The sequence below is a fragment of the Halosolutus amylolyticus genome, from assembly GCF_023566055.1.
Lineage (GTDB): Archaea > Halobacteriota > Halobacteria > Halobacteriales > Natrialbaceae > Halosolutus > Halosolutus amylolyticus.
The window spans coordinates 707,939-723,452 of record NZ_JALIQP010000001.1 but is presented as its reverse complement, the minus strand read 5'-3'; the positions used below and the strand labels follow the sequence as shown (position 1 = coordinate 723,452).

Annotated in this window: 17 protein-coding genes; 7 read left to right on the top strand and 10 right to left on the bottom strand. The window is 67.1% G+C overall.

Going from position 1 to position 15,514, the window contains the following annotated elements; all coding sequences use genetic code 11:
• The first annotated feature begins 96 nt into the window (after positions 1 to 96).
• The 3 genes from MUN73_RS03415 (at position 97) to MUN73_RS03405 (ending at position 3,445) form a co-directional block, all read left to right on the top strand.
• Positions 97 to 948 carry a CBS domain-containing protein gene (locus tag MUN73_RS03415; RefSeq protein ID WP_250139048.1) on the top strand — a complete coding sequence of 284 codons (852 nt, stop codon included), beginning with the start codon at positions 97 to 99 and terminating at the stop codon, positions 946 to 948.
• Complete coding sequence (glyS, locus tag MUN73_RS03410; RefSeq protein ID WP_250139047.1) at positions 941 to 2,719, top strand: glycine--tRNA ligase; 1,779 nt, start codon at positions 941 to 943, stop codon at positions 2,717 to 2,719. The genes MUN73_RS03415 and glyS overlap by 8 nt, the downstream gene beginning before the upstream one ends.
• Positions 2,720 to 2,860: 141 nt before the next feature.
• Complete coding sequence (locus MUN73_RS03405) at positions 2,861 to 3,445, top strand: diacylglycerol/polyprenol kinase family protein (protein WP_250139046.1); 585 nt, start codon at positions 2,861 to 2,863, stop codon at positions 3,443 to 3,445.
• Between the two features lie 51 nt (positions 3,446 to 3,496).
• Here MUN73_RS03405 and MUN73_RS03400 read toward each other — a convergent pair whose 3' ends face one another.
• From MUN73_RS03400 to MUN73_RS03385, 4 genes are all read right to left on the bottom strand, one after another.
• The gene (locus tag MUN73_RS03400) at positions 3,497 to 4,336 is read right to left on the bottom strand and encodes an ABC transporter permease subunit (RefSeq protein ID WP_250139045.1); all 840 of its coding nucleotides are present in this window, start codon (positions 4,334 to 4,336) and stop codon (positions 3,497 to 3,499) included.
• Positions 4,333 to 5,268: an ABC transporter ATP-binding protein gene (locus MUN73_RS03395; RefSeq protein ID WP_250139044.1), complete on the bottom strand. Its 936-nt coding sequence runs from the start codon at positions 5,266 to 5,268 to the stop codon at positions 4,333 to 4,335. Before MUN73_RS03395 ends, MUN73_RS03400 begins: the two co-directional genes overlap by 4 nt.
• Before the next feature lie 83 nt (positions 5,269 to 5,351).
• Positions 5,352 to 5,852 (bottom strand): TspO/MBR family protein, encoded by a 501-nt coding sequence (locus MUN73_RS03390; protein WP_250139043.1) that lies wholly within the window; start codon positions 5,850 to 5,852, stop codon positions 5,352 to 5,354.
• A 122-nt stretch (positions 5,853 to 5,974) separates the two neighbouring features.
• A complete protein-coding gene (locus MUN73_RS03385; RefSeq protein ID WP_250139042.1) occupies positions 5,975 to 6,181 on the bottom strand; it encodes an antitoxin VapB family protein in 207 nt (68 codons plus the stop codon).
• Positions 6,182 to 6,283: 102 nt separating this feature from the next.
• On the opposite strand from MUN73_RS03385, the gene MUN73_RS03380 reads away from it, so the two are divergent.
• Together MUN73_RS03380 and MUN73_RS03375 are read left to right on the top strand one after the other, a co-directional pair.
• A complete protein-coding gene (locus tag MUN73_RS03380) occupies positions 6,284 to 6,757 on the top strand; it encodes a nucleotidyltransferase domain-containing protein (protein WP_250139041.1) in 474 nt (157 codons plus the stop codon).
• Between the two features lie 143 nt (positions 6,758 to 6,900).
• Positions 6,901 to 9,342, top strand: coding sequence for a DEAD/DEAH box helicase (locus MUN73_RS03375; protein WP_250139040.1), 2,442 nt, complete (start codon positions 6,901 to 6,903; stop codon positions 9,340 to 9,342).
• Positions 9,343 to 9,372: 30 nt separating this feature from the next.
• Here the strand turns inward: MUN73_RS03375 and MUN73_RS03370 are convergent, their stop codons facing one another.
• The 4 genes from MUN73_RS03370 to MUN73_RS03355 form a co-directional block, all read right to left on the bottom strand.
• Complete coding sequence (locus MUN73_RS03370) at positions 9,373 to 10,140, bottom strand: Sjogren's syndrome/scleroderma autoantigen 1 family protein (RefSeq protein ID WP_250139039.1); 768 nt, start codon at positions 10,138 to 10,140, stop codon at positions 9,373 to 9,375.
• 137 nt (positions 10,141 to 10,277) lie between these two features.
• Entirely contained in the window at positions 10,278 to 10,724 is a 447-nt protein-coding gene (locus tag MUN73_RS03365; RefSeq protein WP_250139038.1) for a GNAT family N-acetyltransferase, read from the bottom strand.
• Positions 10,725 to 10,792: 68 nt separating this feature from the next.
• Positions 10,793 to 11,239 (bottom strand): TIGR00725 family protein, encoded by a 447-nt coding sequence (locus MUN73_RS03360; protein WP_250139037.1) that lies wholly within the window; start codon positions 11,237 to 11,239, stop codon positions 10,793 to 10,795.
• A 58-nt stretch (positions 11,240 to 11,297) separates the two neighbouring features.
• Entirely contained in the window at positions 11,298 to 12,512 is a 1,215-nt protein-coding gene (locus MUN73_RS03355; protein WP_250139036.1) for an MFS transporter, read from the bottom strand.
• 153 nt (positions 12,513 to 12,665) lie between these two features.
• Here MUN73_RS03355 and mdh point away from each other — a divergent pair, with 153 nt between their 5' ends.
• On the top strand, positions 12,666 to 13,580 hold the full coding sequence (gene mdh / locus MUN73_RS03350; protein ID WP_250139035.1) for a malate dehydrogenase: 915 nt from the start codon (positions 12,666 to 12,668) through the stop codon (positions 13,578 to 13,580).
• A 181-nt stretch (positions 13,581 to 13,761) separates the two neighbouring features.
• Here the strand turns inward: mdh and MUN73_RS03345 are convergent, their stop codons facing one another.
• Entirely contained in the window at positions 13,762 to 14,169 is a 408-nt protein-coding gene (locus MUN73_RS03345; RefSeq protein ID WP_250139034.1) for a nucleoside 2-deoxyribosyltransferase, read from the bottom strand.
• Between the two features lie 113 nt (positions 14,170 to 14,282).
• On the bottom strand, positions 14,283 to 14,528 hold the full coding sequence (locus MUN73_RS03340; protein ID WP_250139033.1) for a ferredoxin: 246 nt from the start codon (positions 14,526 to 14,528) through the stop codon (positions 14,283 to 14,285).
• A gap of 164 nt (positions 14,529 to 14,692) precedes the next feature.
• On the opposite strand from MUN73_RS03340, the gene MUN73_RS03335 reads away from it, so the two are divergent.
• Positions 14,693 to 15,490 carry a class I SAM-dependent methyltransferase gene (locus tag MUN73_RS03335; protein WP_250139032.1) on the top strand — a complete coding sequence of 266 codons (798 nt, stop codon included), beginning with the start codon at positions 14,693 to 14,695 and terminating at the stop codon, positions 15,488 to 15,490.
• Positions 15,491 to 15,514 lie beyond the last annotated feature (24 nt).

Below are 15,514 nucleotides of genomic sequence, written 5' to 3'. Positions count from 1 at the left end.
TCGGACTGTCCAGTTCGCGGACTGGTCGGTAGCCGAACGTGTTCGGCGGCCCGTGAAGCACTGGGTTTATACTCATTTTTGCCCTACGGTGGGGACATGAACGTAGCCGACGCGATGACGCCCCGCGAGGACGTGGTGACCGTTGACCTTCCGGGCACCCGATCGGACGTGCTCGAGTACCTGCAGGAACGGTCGTTCTCGTCCGTGCCGGTGATCAAATCGACCGACGACGGGCCCGAGTACCGGGGACTGGTCTCGCGGGACGCACTGATCGAACAGCCCGACGAAGACCAGCTGGTGATGCTGCTGGACGACGTCCCGACGACTACGGCCGGAACCGCGCTCGAGGACGTCGCGCGGACGATGGTCGAGGAGGGCGCGCGGCGCGTCCCCGTGGTCGACGGCGAGTTCGAGGGAATCGTCACGGTGACGGACGTGATCCACGCGATCGCGACGGGCGACCAGGAGGCCGACGGCGACGTCGAGACCTACGCCAGCGAGAACGTGAACACGACCTACGAGGGCGCGCCGCTGCCGGTCGCCGAGCGGGAACTCTCCTACGCCAACGTGCCGTACACCGTCGCACTGGACGACGACGGGGAGATGAGCGGCGTCCTCACCGAGGTCGACATCATCGACGTCGCCCGCATCGTCGAGGGCGAGGAGGAGACCGGCGACAACTTCGGCGACCAGGACGACGAGTGGTCCTGGGAGGGAATCAAGGCCGTCGGGAGCCGCTACCTGCCGACGCGGGACATCGAGATCCCGGCCGAACCGGTGAGCGAGTTCATGAGCGACGACGTGGTGACGGTCTCGGGGTCGACGTCGATCCAGGAGGCCGCACAGAAGCTGATCAGCAACGACATCGAACAGATCCCGATGGTCGCGGGCGAGCAACTGGTCGGTATCGCCCGGGATATCGATCTGCTGGAGGCACTCTATGAGTGAGCAACAGGCGACGACTGACGCGAGCGAGGCAACGAGCGAGAAACTGGTCGAACTGGCCAAGCGCCGCGGCTACTTCTTCCAGTCGTCCGGCGCGTACGGCGGCGTCGGCGGTTTCTACACCTTCGGTCCGCAGGGCGCGGCCCTGAAGGGCAACGTCGAGGACGCCTGGCGCGATCGGTTCGCGGTCGCGGAGGGCAACATGGAGATCGACGCGCCGACGATCATGCCCGAACCCGTCTTCGAGGCGTCGGGCCACCTCGACGGCTTCGACGACATGCTCGTCGAGTGTCCGGAGTGTGGCGAGAGCCACCGGGCGGACCACGTCGTCGAGGACAACACCATGTACGAGGACGCCGAGAGCCTCGAGATTCCCGAGGTCGAGGAGGTCATCGCCGAGTACGAACTCGTCTGTCCCTCCTGTGGCGCGGGACTCGCGGGCCAGGCCGTCGAGGCGTTCAACCTGATGTTCGCGACGAACATCGGCCCCGGCGACTCCCAGCCCGGCTACCTGCGGCCCGAGACGGCACAGGGCATCTTCGTCGAGTTCCCCCGCCTGAAGGAGTACGCCCGCAACCAGTTGCCGTTCGGCGTCACCCAGATCGGTCGGGCCTACCGCAACGAGATCAGCCCGCGCCGATCGATCATTCGCACGCGCGAGTTCACGCAGGCCGAACTCGAGTACTTCGTCGACCCCGAGGAGGACGACCCGGACCTCGAGGCCGTCGAAGACGTCGCGGTGACGCTCTATCCCGCCAGCGAGCAGAACAAAGACGAGGGCGAGGAGATTCAGACGACGATCGGTGACGCCGTCTCCGAGGGCATCATCGGCGACGAGTGGGTCGCCTACTTCCTCGGCGTCGCGAAGCCGTGGTACGACGCGGTCGGCGTCGACATGGACCGGTTCCGGTTCCGCCAGCACCTCTCGGGCGAGCGGGCCCACTACGCCGCGGACTGCTGGGACGCGGAGAGCGAAATAGACGGGAACTGGATCGAGATGGCCGGCTTCGCCTACCGGAGCGACTACGACCTCTCGAAACACGCCGAATACGCCGACGATCGGTTCACGATCTTCAAGCAGTACGACGAACCGAAGACCGTCGAGCGCGCGACGGTCGATCCGGACATGAGCTATCTCGGCCCCGAGTTCGGCGGCGACGCGCAGGCGGTCGTCGAGGAACTCGAGACGCTCGCAGGCCGAGACCGAGCCGCGTTCGACGGCGACACCGTCGAGATCGAACTCGAGGGCGAAACGCACGAGATTCCCGTCGAGAAGACCGGCTTCTCGGTCGACGAGGAGACGATCGCCGGCGAACACATCGTTCCCCACGTCGTCGAACCCTCGTTCGGCGTCGATCGACTGGTCTACACCGTCCTCCACCACGCCTACCGCGAGGACGAGGTCGACGGCGAGGAACGGACCTACCTCGAACTCGAGCCAGAGGTCGCGCCGACGTTCGTCGGCGTCTTCCCGCTCCAGAGCGACGCGGAACTCGTCGACGAGGCCAGCGCGATCGTCGACGACCTGCGCGCGGCGGGCCTGTCGGTCACCTACGACGACTCCGGCAACATCGGTCGGCGCTACCGTCGCCAGGACGAGGTCGGCACGCCGTTCTGCGTGACGGTCGACTACGAGACGATCGAAGCGGACGAGGCGACCGTCACGGTCCGCGAGCGGGACTCGACCGAGCAGACACGGATCCCGATCGAGGACCTGCCCGAGACGATGTCGGCGCTCCGGACCGGCGACCGCGAGTTCGACGACCTCGAGTGATCGTCACGACGGCCCGTCAGGGCCAGCGCCGAGTCGCGACCGGGCCGCCGACCGCCGATCTCGATCGCTGTTTAAGTACTATATAGCGCTCCGGAGAACTAACCGACGGACTGAAGGTCACATCTCTCGAGGCACGATGTGATGGCCGACGAACTGAAGCGGCGACTCGTCCACGCCAGCGGGTCGGGCCTGGTCGCCCTCTATTTGCTCGCCAACTATCTCGATCTCGGGCTGACGTGGCCCCGATTTAAGATCCTCATGGTCGTCCTCGCGACCGGGACGATCGTCCTCGAGTTCGTCCGTCTCCGGATCGGACTCGACTGGCGGCTCTACGAGGTACTCACCCGCGAGTACGAACAGGACAACCCCGCCGGCTACGCGCTGTACATGATCAGCATGGCCGCCGTTGTGGTGGTTTTCGAACCGGATATCGCCCTCCCAGCGATGTTGATGCTCTCGCTCGGCGATCCGATCAGCGGCGCCGTCTCGGACAACACCCTGCAGCGGATCAAGCCGCCGAAGGTCCTCATCACGATGTTCCTGGTCTCGACCGTGATCGCAATCCCATTCCTGGGACTCGTAGCGGCGATGGCCGCCGCGGTGGGTGCGACCCTCGCCGACGGCGTTACCCTCGAGATCCGGACCTACATCGTCGACGACAACCTGACGATCCCGATCTACGCCGCCGTGCTCGCGTGGTTCGCGATCGAGTACCTCCCGGTCTGACGGGCGATCGGGGGCTGTATCCGGACGATCGACCAGACGCGTGTCGCCCGATCAGACGTCCGTCGCCCGGAACCGCAGGGTGCCGATCGCGGTCGCGACGACGATCCAGCCGACGAGGACGACGAGTGCGAACGCCGGCGCTTCGTAGAACGCCGGATCGGCCGGCGGCGTCACGAAGGTCCCGCTGTCGAGGTCGGGGAACAGCCCCGTGAGCAGGTACGTGTACGCGGCGACCGGGTTCAGCGCCGTCACGAAAGCGACCCACTCCGGGGTGGTCTCCGGGTACGAGAAGCCGTGCCGGACGTACAGCGCGGTGTATGGAAGGCGATCCCAGAGCCGGAAGAAAAAGACGACGAACAGTCCGAACGCGGCGACGGTCGCCCGCGTCGTCGTCCGAACGACGGCCGAGACGGCGACGGCGAGCGCGGTAAACGTCACGCCGAGGAGCGCCAGAAGCGCCGCGACACCGGCCAGCCTGACGGGATCGGCTGTGACACCCTGGAGCAGGGCGACCGGCACGGCGGCGAGCAACGAGACGACGACCGCCGTGCAGACGACGAGACTTCGCCCGACGAACGTCCCGAGGACGACCGTTTCTCGGGGGATCGGAAGCCCGAGCACGATTTTCAGCGCACCGCTCGTGCGCTTCTCGACGATCGCGGTGGCGAAGAAGCCGAGCGCCAGCAACGGCGTCAGCATCGTAAACAGGGCCAGCAACGGCGGCACCAGTTCGACGTCGGACCCGGTCGCCGACGCCGATCGACCGGCGGCGTAGGTCACCAGGAGGCCGAGGACGACGTAGATGCCGACGAGAAGGTGGAACTGGCGCTCCCGGACGGTGTCGAGGACGTCCTCGCGGACGAACAGCGCGAGGGTGTCCGGGGACGTCACTGGGCGACACCCCGCGTGTAGGTCTCGAACAGTTCCTCGAGCGACGTCTCGCTCGTGGTGACGTCCGTGACGTCGGCGACGGAGCCGTGAAGGGTCGCGATGACCGGAGCCTTCGCCCGGTCGTCGCAGGCGACGGTGACGGTCGTCCCGTCCGTCCGCAGCCCGGTCACGCCCTCGATCGATCGGACGCGATCGAGCGCGTCGCCGGGAATCGTCGACAGTTCGATCGTGACCGTCGCCGTACTCCCCGAGGATTCGCGCAACGCGTCGATCGTGTCGACTGCGACGAGTTCGCCGCCGTCCAGGATGGCGACCCGGTCGGCGACCGCCTCGACCTGCTCCATGATGTGACTCGAGAAGAAGACGGTCGCGCCGCGCTCGTTCTCCTCGCGGACGATCCGGCGCATGGTTCGCGCGCCGTTGGGATCGAGGCCGGTCGAGGGCTCGTCCAGGATCAGCAGGTCGGGATTCCCGACCAGCGCCACCGCCAGCATGAGTCGCTGGGCCATCCCCTTCGAGTACTGCTCGACGGGATAGTCACCGACCCCGCGCATGCCGACCCGTTCGATGAGGTCGTCCGGGTCGTCGGCCGCGTCTTTCGCCTCGATCGCGAATTCGACGTGTTCCCGGCCCGTGCGCTCGCCGATCGGCCCGTAGCCGTCGGGGAGGACGCCGACGCGTTCGCGGACGGCGGTGCTCTCGGTCGCGACGTCGTGACCGAGGACGCGGACGGATCCCTCGGTCGGGGCGGTGTAATCCAGCAGGATGTCGATAGTCGTCGACTTCCCGGCCCCGTTCGGGCCCAGAAAGCCGAAGATCTCCCCGTTTCGAACGGTGAGATCGAGGTCGTGGAGGGCGGTGACCGACCGGCCCCTGAAGAGACCGGCACGCCCGTAGCGTTTGGTCACGCCGCGGAGTTCGATCGCGGGCATACGTCGAGTTTTTCCGGACGAACACATTATCGTTTTGATTAGTTTCCGGGGAGAAAAACGGTGCTACGGAACCCCCTCCGCCGTCAGGCGTTTAACCGCCAAATTTCGGCGTTGAGAACCGCCGCGAAGGTAATCCATGCGAGATAGGGGACGAGGAGCGCCGCGGCGCGACGATCGACCCGCCGGAAGGCGGCGATCGTGGCGGCGACGAGCATCCAGAGGACGACGATGACCCCGAGCGCGAGCAGCGGCCGCTCGAGTCCGAAGAACGCGGGCGTCCAGGCCACGTTGAACGCCATCTGCGCGGCGAACAGTCCCAGCGCGGCCCCGCGAGCGTCGGCGTCGCTGCGCCAGACGAGCCACAGCGCGATCCCGAGCAGCGTAAACAGCAGGGTCCAGACGATCGGAAACGCGATATCGGGCGGGTAGAACGCCGGTTTCTCGAGGCTCCGGAACCAGGACGAGTCCGGCGAGGAGGTGGTGGCCGGCAGCGCCCCGACGAGGTTGACCAGGAGGACGAACCCGATCGCGGTTCCGATCGACTTGCCGTCCGGGAGTCGGGTGCCGATCGTGGAGGTTTCCATACGTTCTGTAAGCGGCGAATCGCCTTATCGGTAGGGCCGAAATCGGTCGAGAAAATCGACCTCGATGAGGTCGGTGATTCCAGCGACATCGAAGTCCGAGTCGGAGACGACGAAGCAATTGTCTATCGTGTTCTCGGCGTCGCCGACACCTGCATCGCTCGCGCTCTCTCGGCCGCGTCGGTGCCTTCCCACAGTCCAGCACCGTTTCGGATCGATTTCCGCCGCTCTCCGATAAGCCGTGAGAGCAGGTCGTCGAACGTCTCGTCGTCGCCTTTCAGCGCCGCGAGCGCTTCATAGGTATCACCATCTACCCGAATGCGCGTGGCCATATTTGTTTGTCTACGGACTTCGACGCAAACTCGTTTTCCCATCGTGTCCGGTCGATCGCACCCGGACACTTACGATTCCGATCCGAGTACGATCGAGAAGCGATGCCCGAACTCGACGATCGGTACCTCGACGCGCTCGAAACGCTCGCGACGGCGCTCGACGATCGCGACGTAACGTGGGCGCTTACGGGAAGCACCAGTTTCGCCCTCCAGGGGGTTCCGCTGTCGCCGGACGATATCGACGTGCAGACGACCGAAGATGGCGCGTACGCGATCGAAGACGCGTTTTCGGAGCGGGTCGTCGACCCGGTCTCGGTCTCGGAATCGGAGCGGATCCGCTCGCACTTCGGGGCGATCGACCTCGACGGCGTTCGGGTCGAGATCATGGGCGCGGTACAGAAGCGTCGGGACGACGGCACGTGGGACCCGCCGGTCGACGTCACGGACCATCGAACGATCGTGGATACCGGCCGCGTTCGCGTACCCGTGCTCTCGCTCGACTACGAGGCGACAGCGTACGAACGGCTGGGCCGATCGGAACGAGCGGCCCTTCTCGAAGAATACAGCGGCGAGTGAGCGGTTCCGACGGGACCGCTGGCGACTGCGGGAACGAGGTCGTGAAGTTCCGACTGGCGCGCCGAACCGGCGATCGGCGGCCGCGATATCACTTTCACCGCGGTACGGGAACCCTTATTCGCGGCGACGATGAACGATCGCCAATGGCAGCGACGGACGAGAACGGGAGTCAGCCGACGATCGAGCACCCGTTGCTCGCACCCGACTTCCTGGAGCGCCGACTCTACCAGTTGCAACTCGCCGGGACGGCCGCGAACCACCACACGCTCGTCTGTCTCCCGACCGGGCTCGGAAAGACGACCGTGAGCCTGCTCGTGACGGCCCGCCGACTCGACGAAGTCGGCGGGAAGTCGCTGATGCTCGCGCCGACGAAGCCCCTCGTCCAGCAGCACGCGGAGTTCTACCGGGAGGCCCTGCAGATTCCGGACGACGAGATCGTCGTCTTCACCGGCGACGTCAGTCCCGAGGACCGGGCCGCGCTGTGGGCGGAGTCGACGATCGTGATGGCCACGCCGCAGGTGATCGAGAACGACCTCGTCGGGAGTCGGATCTCGCTTTCCGACGTCACCCACTGCACGTTCGACGAGTGTCACCGCGCGACCGGCGACTACGCGTACAACTACATCGCCGAGCGCTACCACGCCGACGCCAGCGACCCGCTCGTGACGGGAATGTCGGCCTCCCCCGGCGGCGACGAGGAGGCCATCCTCGACGTCTGCGAGAATCTCGGTATCCAGGAGATCGAGGTGATGACCGAGGACGACGCCGACGTCGCCGAGTTCACCCACGATACCGACGTCGAGTGGGAGCGGATCGACCTCCCCGACGAGGTGCTCGAGATCCGGGACGCGTTGAACGAGGTCATCAAAGACCGCCTCGAGAAGCTGAAGGAACTGGGCGTCGCGGACTCGACCCAGCCCGACCAGTCCCAGAAGGACCTCAACCGGATGCGCGCCGAACTCCAGCAGTTGATCAACAACGACCAGTCGGAGGGGTTCGAGGGGATGTCCGTCCACGCCGAGGTGATGAAACTCCGGCAGGCCGTCACGCTCGTCGAGACCCAGAGCGTCGAGGCACTCCGGCGGTACTTCGATCGCCAGCGCAACCAGGCCCGATCGTCGGGCGCGTCGAAGGCGAGCCAGCGGATGGTCTCGGATCCCCGCGTCCGGGAGGCCATGCGCAAGGCCGAGCGCTTCGACGAGTTGCACCCGAAGTACCGGAAGACCAGAATGCTGCTCGCCGAGACGCTGGGGCTCGACGACGGCGAACGCGTGATCGTCTTCACCGAATCCAGGGACACCGCGGAGGCGCTGACGGACTTCCTCTCGGAGAGTTTCGACGCGAAGCGGTTCGTCGGCCAGGGCGATCGCGAGGGCTCCGACGGGATGACCCAGACCCAGCAGAAGGAGGTGTTAGACGAGTTCCGGGCGGGCGAGTTCGAGGTGCTCGTCTCCACCTCGGTCGCCGAGGAGGGTCTGGACGTGCCCGAGGTCGACCTCGTGCTCTTCTACGAACCCGTCCCGACCGCGATCCGATCGATCCAGCGCAAGGGGCGAACGGGCCGCCAGTCCGAGGGCCGTGTCGTCGTCCTCATGGCCGAAGACACCCGCGACGAGGCCTACTTCTGGATCTCTCGCCGCCGCGAGAAGGAGATGGAGGCTGAACTCCGCGAGTTGAAGGGGATGGCCGACGAGATCGAGGACGAACTCGACGCGGCCCAGCAGTCACTCGCGGCGTTCGACACCGGAGCGAAAGTGGACGGCGAGAGCCCCGAACCGGGGGACGGGAGCGGGGGTTCCACCGGAAGCGGAGGGGTTTCAGGCCAGCCCGGCCTGCAAGAATTCGGAGATACTCACTCGGAATCGGGTACCGGTTCCGAAGACGGATCGGCCGACGACGACGTCGAAACCCACGAACCGCACGCCGAGGGTGACGCGATCGAGATCGTCGCCGACCAGCGGGAGATGGACGCCAACATCGCCCGCGACCTCTCTCGACGGGAGGAGTGTGAGGTGCGCCTCGAGACGCTCGAGGTGGGCGACTACGTCTGCTCGGACCGCGTCGTCGTCGAACGCAAGTCCGTGGCCGACTTCGTGGACTCGCTGGTCGGCGGGGATCGATCGGTCTTCGAGCAGGTCGGCGCGATGGCTCGTCACTACTCGCGCCCGATCGTGGTCGTCGAGGGCGACGGCCTGTACGAACAGCGGGACGTCCACCCCAACGCCGTCCGGGGCGCGCTCTCGAGTCTCGCGGTCGACTTCGGCGCGAGCGTCCTGCGAACCGAGGACGAGTCGGAGACGATGGAACTGCTCGCCGTGATCGCCGGCCGCGAACAGGAAACCGCGGATCGCGAGGTCTCGGTCCACGGCGAGAAGCAGTCCAAGACGCTGGCCGAACAGCAGGAGTACGTCGTCTCCTCGATCGCCGAGATCGGCCCCGTCACGGCGCGATCGCTGCTGGAGGAGTTCGGCACCGTCGAGGCGATGATGATCGCGACCGAGGACGAACTGCAGGAGGCCGAAGGCGTCGGGCAGGTGACCGCCGAGCGGATTCGCGAAGTGATCGGGAGCGAGTACACGGGCTGAGCCCCGTGTCCGGCGATCGTCAGCGGGCCGTCACCGAAGCACGTCGAGCGTCTCGCTCGCCTCGCGCGCGGCCTCGAGACACTCCCTCGCGTAGCGCGGATCGTCCGCCTCGGCCGCCTCGGCGGCGAACTTCTCGAGGGCGGCGACGAGCGAGGCGTGGGCGGCGTCGAGATCGCCCGCGGGCGACTCCCGCGCCGGGGACGATCGACGCGACGGTGCGGTCCCCTCGCGGGCCGATCGGGCCGACGACTCACGCCCGGACGAATCGCGCCGCGACGGCGTCCGGGCCTCGCGGCCCGTCTCCGCCGGCGATCGGGACGTCGTCTCCTCGCCGTCGCCCGGTTCGTCGATGGCCGTCGCGTTCGAATCGAACCCCCGCGTCGCTTCCCCGGCCGGTGACGTTCCGTCCCGGGCCGATTCAGGTCGGCCGTCGCCAGCGGTTTCGGAGGCCGAGTCGCCGGGTTCGCCGTCGCCGCGATCGATCGCTGTAGCGGTCTCGTCGCCGGATTCGGCGGCGTCAGCCTCGTCGGTCGCGTCGCCGCCGGCGGACTCCTCGGCCGGCTGGGCCTCGAGGTCCGTCCCCTCGACGGCGTCGGGGTTGCCGTGACAGCTCGGACAGAACGTCGTGCCGTCCTGCTGGAAAAGCGGGTCACCACAGGTGCCACAGTGGGTGTTCGTCATCGTGGCCCCCTTGAGCAAGAGATCGCTCATCCGCTGGGTAGCCTCCCGTTCGGCCTTGTCGCGCTCGTACTTCTCGCGAAGTTTCTCGCGCTCGGCTTCCTTGTCGAAGTCGCTCATGTGCGTCTAGAGACGCTGGAGTGTCGAAAAACCTGCGAAGTATGGAGTCCCGATCGATCGAGGGTTGCCCCGCCCCTGGCTACGGGTCGTCACCGCACCGATCGGGGGTCGACGCCGGCCCGATCGGCACAGGCCGGCTACCGATCGGCCCCGTCGTCGCACTCCACTCGGCGATACATCCCCTTCGAGGCGGGCCGGGTCTCCTCGAAGCCGAATCGCTCGTAGAAGCCGTCGACGTCGGCCACGAGGTTGACGTACGCGCCCGGCGGAGCCGTCTCCTCGACGTACGATTCGAGGTGGTCCATGATCCGGCTCCCGAGTCCCTGCCGCTGGTGATCCGGACGGACGGCCATATCCGAAATCTGATAGACGGTACCGTCGTCGCCGACGATCCGGCCCATGCCGACCACCTCGCCGGTCGGGTCGTGGACCGCGATCACGCCGTAGAGCGAGTTCGGGAGGCCCCGTTCGATTCCCTCGATCGATCGGGACGTCATCCCGGCCGCCTCGCGGAGCGCGGCGAACGTCTCCGGGTCGGGGAGTTCCTCGCGGATCGTGTACGAGCCCTCGTCGCGATCGGTCATATCGGCGGCAGGTCGCGGCAGGAAAAGGTCCTGCCGGTTCGCGCCGATCGTCGTCGGCCCCGTCGGTCTCAGCTACGGACCGCGTCCTCCACCGCGTCGACGGCCGCCGCGGGCGTCTCGACTGTCTCGACGCCGGGTACGTCGTGGGTTCCCAGCCCGACGATCGGTCGATCGTAGATGCCCGCGAAGCCGATTTCGGTGAGCGTCCCGTGACCTCCGGCGAGCGCGATGACCGCGTCGCCGTTCAGCGGGACGAGCGCGTTGCGAGCGTGGCCGAGACCGGTCGCGATGGCCGTGTCGACGTAGTCGTTCGCCTCGTCCGGGCGATCGCTCGGGAGAATTCCGATCGTCGACCCGCCCGCGGCTTTGGCGCCGCGACAGACCGCTTCCATCGTCCCGCCGCGGCCGCCGCAGACGACCGTGTGGCCCCGGGACCCGAGTTCGCGGCCGACTGCCGCCGCGACGTCGGTCTCCTCGTCCGTGATCGTGCCGCCGCCGATGACGCTGACGCGCATACGGGAGCGCGAGACGGCGAGCGCAAAGACGCGTTCGATCCCGCGCCACGAGCCCGCCCTACGATCGGGTGAGGAGGACGCCCGCGAGGACGAGCGCGGTTGCGGGGAGCGTCGCGAGTGCGGCGAACAGCAGGGTCGGGCCGCCGTAGGTGAGGGCGATCCCGGCGATCGAGGCCCCCGCGGCACCGATTCCGAAGACGCCGAGGTAGGTGTAGCCGAAGGAGAGCCCCTGGATCTCCGCCGGAACGTACTCGCCGATGAGCGCCTGGTGGATCGGCACCTCCGCGAAGACGACGAAGCCGAGCGCCGCACAGACGGCGATCGTCGCGACCAGTCCGGCCGACGTGACGAACGGGAACAGAGCCGTGACGGCCAGCAACGCGGCGAACGCGACGACGATCGCTCGCTCCGGCGATCGCCTGTCGCTCACCGTACCCCCGACGAACTGGCCGGCAGCCCCGATCAGTAACAGCCCCGCGTAGACGTATTGGCTCGGTTCGAACGTCTCGCCCGCGACCTCGACGGGTTCGAAGACCGGGAGTCCGGCGAGGACGTCCGGCAGGAACGTGAACAGGCCACGGTAGTACGTGCCCGCGAGGATCGCGATGGCGAACACGACGAGGAAGCCGCCGACGAACAGCAGTCGGGTCCGGGCGACAACCCTGGAAAGTCGATCGCCGGCGTCCGGCCGCACAGATTCGCTCCCGGGATCGACTGCCGCCCGTTCGTCGAAATCGAGTCGGGCGGCGACGAGGATGCCGACGACGGTCGGGAGGACGAACAGACCGGCGACGAGTCGCCAGTCGAAGACCGTGAGCAGGAGCGCCGCAACGAGGGGCCCGATCGCGGTCCCGACGTTGCCCGCGACGCCGTGGTACGCGAGGACGGTTCCCTGTCGTTCCGAACCGCGGGTGATGAGCGAGAGTCCTGCCGGGTGGTAGAGGCTCGCCGCGGCCCCCCAGACCACCAGCGCGAGTCCCAGAACCGGGACCGTCGGGGCGAGACCGACGAGCACGAACCCGCCACTCATCCCGGCCATCGAGAGGAGGACGAGCCGTCGCGACCCGTACGCGTCCGCGAGCGCGCCGCTCGGGAGCGCACCGACGCCGACGAGCGCGTACCCCACCGCGACCACCGTTCCCAGGACGGCCGGCGAGACGTCGAACGCGTCCAGCCAGACCACCACGAAGAGCGGGATCGTGAGTTCGTACCAGTGGAACGTCGCGTGCCCGAGCATGGCGAATCGGGCGATCGCGCGATCGTTCCGATGCATACGAATCGTCAGTCGAACGGTAACGAAAGGCGTTCTGGAACGCCGATCGGGCGCGCCAGGTTCGACGATCGACGTATCATATATCGTCACGTTCGGGTTCGCGTGGGAGAATCCGACGGATTTAACGCGGATGGAGGTCCATTTTTACGTGGTATGACGAAAGTTAGCGTGGTCGGCGCGGCCGGCACGGTCGGGGCCGCCGCAGGCTACAACATCGCGCTTCGGGACGTGGCAGACGAACTCGTGTTCGTCGACATTCCGGACAAGGAAGACGACACGATCGGCCAGGCTGCCGACACCAACCACGGGGTAGCCTACGACTCGAACACGACGATCCGACAGGGCGGCTACGAGGACACCGCCGGCTCGGACGTGGTCGTCATCACGGCCGGCATCCCGCGCCAGCCCGGCCAGACGCGGATCGACCTCGCGGGCGACAACGCGCCCATCATGGAGGACATCGGCTCCTCGCTCGCCGAGCACAACGACGACTTCATCACCGTCACCACGTCGAACCCGGTCGACCTGCTGAACCGCCACCTCTACGAGACGGGCGATCGGGCCCGCGAGAAGGTGATCGGGTTCGGCGGCCGACTCGACTCCGCCAGGTTCCGCTACGTCATCTCCCAGCGCTTCGACGCGCCGGTCCAGAACGTCGACGCGACGATCCTCGGCGAACACGGCGACGCCCAGGTCCCCGTCTTCTCCAAGGTGCGCGTCGACGGGCAGGACCTCTCGTTTGACGAGGACGAGAAGGAGGAACTCCTCTCGGAACTCCAGACCTCCGCGATGAACGTCATCGAGAAGAAGGGCGCGACCGAGTGGGGGCCGGCGACCGGCGTCGGGCACATGGTCGAGGCCATCCTCCGGGACACGGGCGAAGTCCTGCCCGGCAGCGTCGCACTCGAGGGCGAGTACGGCCACGAGGACACCGCCTTCGGCGTCCCGGTGAAGCTGGGTTCGAACGGCGTCGAGGAGATCGTCGAGTGGGACCTGACCGAGTTCGAGCGCAACCAGCTCGGCGAGGCCGCCGAGAAGCTCTCGGAGCAGTACGACAAGATTTCGTAGTCGCCCACGCCACCCGGTTTTTTCGCCGTCCGCCTCGGGCGCGAGCGATCGGAATCGCCCCTGCGGATCGACGCGGGCGAACCGGGCTGATCGGAGAGCGCGGCGTCGACGTTGCTCCGAGCGGTCGAATCGAAACTGGTGGACGCGGCGCTGGGACGCTGACGAGCGTCCGGTCCCGCCGTTATCGGTGTTCGTCGACGAACGACGCGAGGACGGGTTCGAGGGTCGCGGGGTCGCGGTACTCCTCGACGGTCACCGCGTCGTTGCCCCGGATCATGGCGGAGAGGTCGTGGTCCCCGTCGGGCCGGTAGAGACAGAGCACCGGTTTCTCCCACTGGACCGCTCGCCCGAGTTCGTAGCCGACGCCGAGACTGGGCGTCGTCACCTCGGCCACGACGACGTCGGCCTGCCGGAGCCAGGCGACGTCCTGCTCGTGAATGTCGGCATCGGAGAGCCCCTGGGCCGTCTCTTCGGCCTCGACGTGTTCGGTGAGTACCTCGCCGTGTCGCTCGAGGAGATCGATGAGGGCCGCGTAGATGTCGACGTCCGACCGGCCACCCCTGATGGAGCCGCTGAAAAAGATCTCCATACCGGCTGGATAGGCGACAGTTCCTGATGACAATTGTGATGTCCGCCGGCGAACCGAACCGCCCCGTCGACGGTCCGTCACTGCCGCCGTCGACCGACCCCGGTGTACGGCTGTTACGGGATCAACTGCTCGCCGTCGTCGTCGTAGATCCTGATCGCGTCGACGGGACACGATCGGGCGGCGAACTTCGCGTCGAGTTCGGCGTCCTCGGGCACCTCGCGGACGAAGACCCCGTCCTCGACCTCCTCACTGTCCTCGAGGACCGCTTTCCCGCGCGACTTGTCCTTCTGGAAGGCGTCCCACTCTGCGACGCACTGGAACATCCCGATGCAGGTGTCCTCGTCGAATTCGACTTTCATGGGCGGAGGTTCGGGTGACGACGGTAAAGCAGTGACGGGACCACGTGAGAGCCGCGTCTCCAGCCGTGTTCGTCGCCGCGCCCCCGCCTCGCCAATCGTGCTATACGTTACACGGAACCATATGTCATCGTGATTTTATTATCGATCGCGGCGTCGATCCGGCTATGACAGTCGACCGTCAGCGACCGATCGAATCGCGCGAGACCGCCGATCCGCTCGGACGAGCCATGCTGGCGTTCCAGCGGGGAGCGCCCGGACGCCTGCGCTACCGCGACGGGGCGGACACACAGGACGGCCGCGTCGAGGAGTTCTACTTCGAACCCCCAAAAGAGTGGGACGACGACTGGGTCGCTCTGCTGTCGCGGCTGGCCGACAGGGAGCCGACTCTCGACATTGGCTGTGGCGCCGGCCAGCACGCACTGTGGTGGCAAGAGCGCGACGTCGACGTAACGGCGATCGACGCGAGTCCGGGCGCCGTCGCGGCCGCGAGCGAACGCGGCGTCGAGAATCCCCTGGAGATGGACATGTTCGACCTCGCGTTCGATCGGGACCGGTTCGGGGCGGTCCTCTGCGTCGGAACGCAACTCGGTCTCGGCGGGTCGCTGGCGGGAATCAGCGATCTGCTCGCCGAGTTCGCCCGCGTCACCGACGGTGGAGCGCTAGCCGTCGTCGACAACTACGACCCGACGCGGCTGGACGACGACTTCTTCGGCTACCGACCGGATCCCCGGCCGGGGATCGCCCACCGGTGTTTCCACTTCGAGTTCGAACGGGAGGCTACGGACGGCGACGGAAGTTCCGACCGCGAAATCGGCCCCACGCTTCACTTCCTCCTCTGTTCCCCCGATCGACTCGCGGAGGCGACGATCGGGACGCCGTGGGAGGTGCGATCGGTCCACCGGGACGACGGCGCGTACTACCGGGCGGTCCTCGACAAACGGGACTCCAAACCGGAAGCGTAGCCGAGAGCGGAGGTAGTCTTTTAC

Coding starts and splice junctions, on each gene's coding strand:
- MUN73_RS03390 (WP_250139043.1), bottom strand. CDS start 5,852: ATGGAAACCTCCACGATCGGCACCCGACTCCCGGACGGCAAGTCGATC.
- MUN73_RS03370 (WP_250139039.1), bottom strand. CDS start 10,140: ATGAGCGACTTCGACAAGGAAGCCGAGCGCGAGAAACTTCGCGAGAAG.
- MUN73_RS03365 (WP_250139038.1), bottom strand. CDS start 10,724: ATGACCGATCGCGACGAGGGCTCGTACACGATCCGCGAGGAACTCCCC.
- MUN73_RS03335 (WP_250139032.1), top strand. CDS start 14,693: ATGACAGTCGACCGTCAGCGACCGATCGAATCGCGCGAGACCGCCGAT.
- MUN73_RS03395 (WP_250139044.1), bottom strand. CDS start 5,268: ATGCCCGCGATCGAACTCCGCGGCGTGACCAAACGCTACGGGCGTGCC.
- MUN73_RS03415 (WP_250139048.1), top strand. CDS start 97: ATGAACGTAGCCGACGCGATGACGCCCCGCGAGGACGTGGTGACCGTT.
- MUN73_RS03345 (WP_250139034.1), bottom strand. CDS start 14,169: ATGGAGATCTTTTTCAGCGGCTCCATCAGGGGTGGCCGGTCGGACGTC.
- MUN73_RS03405 (WP_250139046.1), top strand. CDS start 2,861: ATGGCCGACGAACTGAAGCGGCGACTCGTCCACGCCAGCGGGTCGGGC.
- glyS (WP_250139047.1), top strand. CDS start 941: ATGAGTGAGCAACAGGCGACGACTGACGCGAGCGAGGCAACGAGCGAG.
- MUN73_RS03380 (WP_250139041.1), top strand. CDS start 6,284: ATGCCCGAACTCGACGATCGGTACCTCGACGCGCTCGAAACGCTCGCG.
- MUN73_RS03355 (WP_250139036.1), bottom strand. CDS start 12,512: ATGCATCGGAACGATCGCGCGATCGCCCGATTCGCCATGCTCGGGCAC.
- mdh (WP_250139035.1), top strand. CDS start 12,666: ATGACGAAAGTTAGCGTGGTCGGCGCGGCCGGCACGGTCGGGGCCGCC.
- MUN73_RS03385 (WP_250139042.1), bottom strand. CDS start 6,181: ATGGCCACGCGCATTCGGGTAGATGGTGATACCTATGAAGCGCTCGCG.
- MUN73_RS03375 (WP_250139040.1), top strand. CDS start 6,901: ATGGCAGCGACGGACGAGAACGGGAGTCAGCCGACGATCGAGCACCCG.
- MUN73_RS03360 (WP_250139037.1), bottom strand. CDS start 11,239: ATGCGCGTCAGCGTCATCGGCGGCGGCACGATCACGGACGAGGAGACC.
- MUN73_RS03340 (WP_250139033.1), bottom strand. CDS start 14,528: ATGAAAGTCGAATTCGACGAGGACACCTGCATCGGGATGTTCCAGTGC.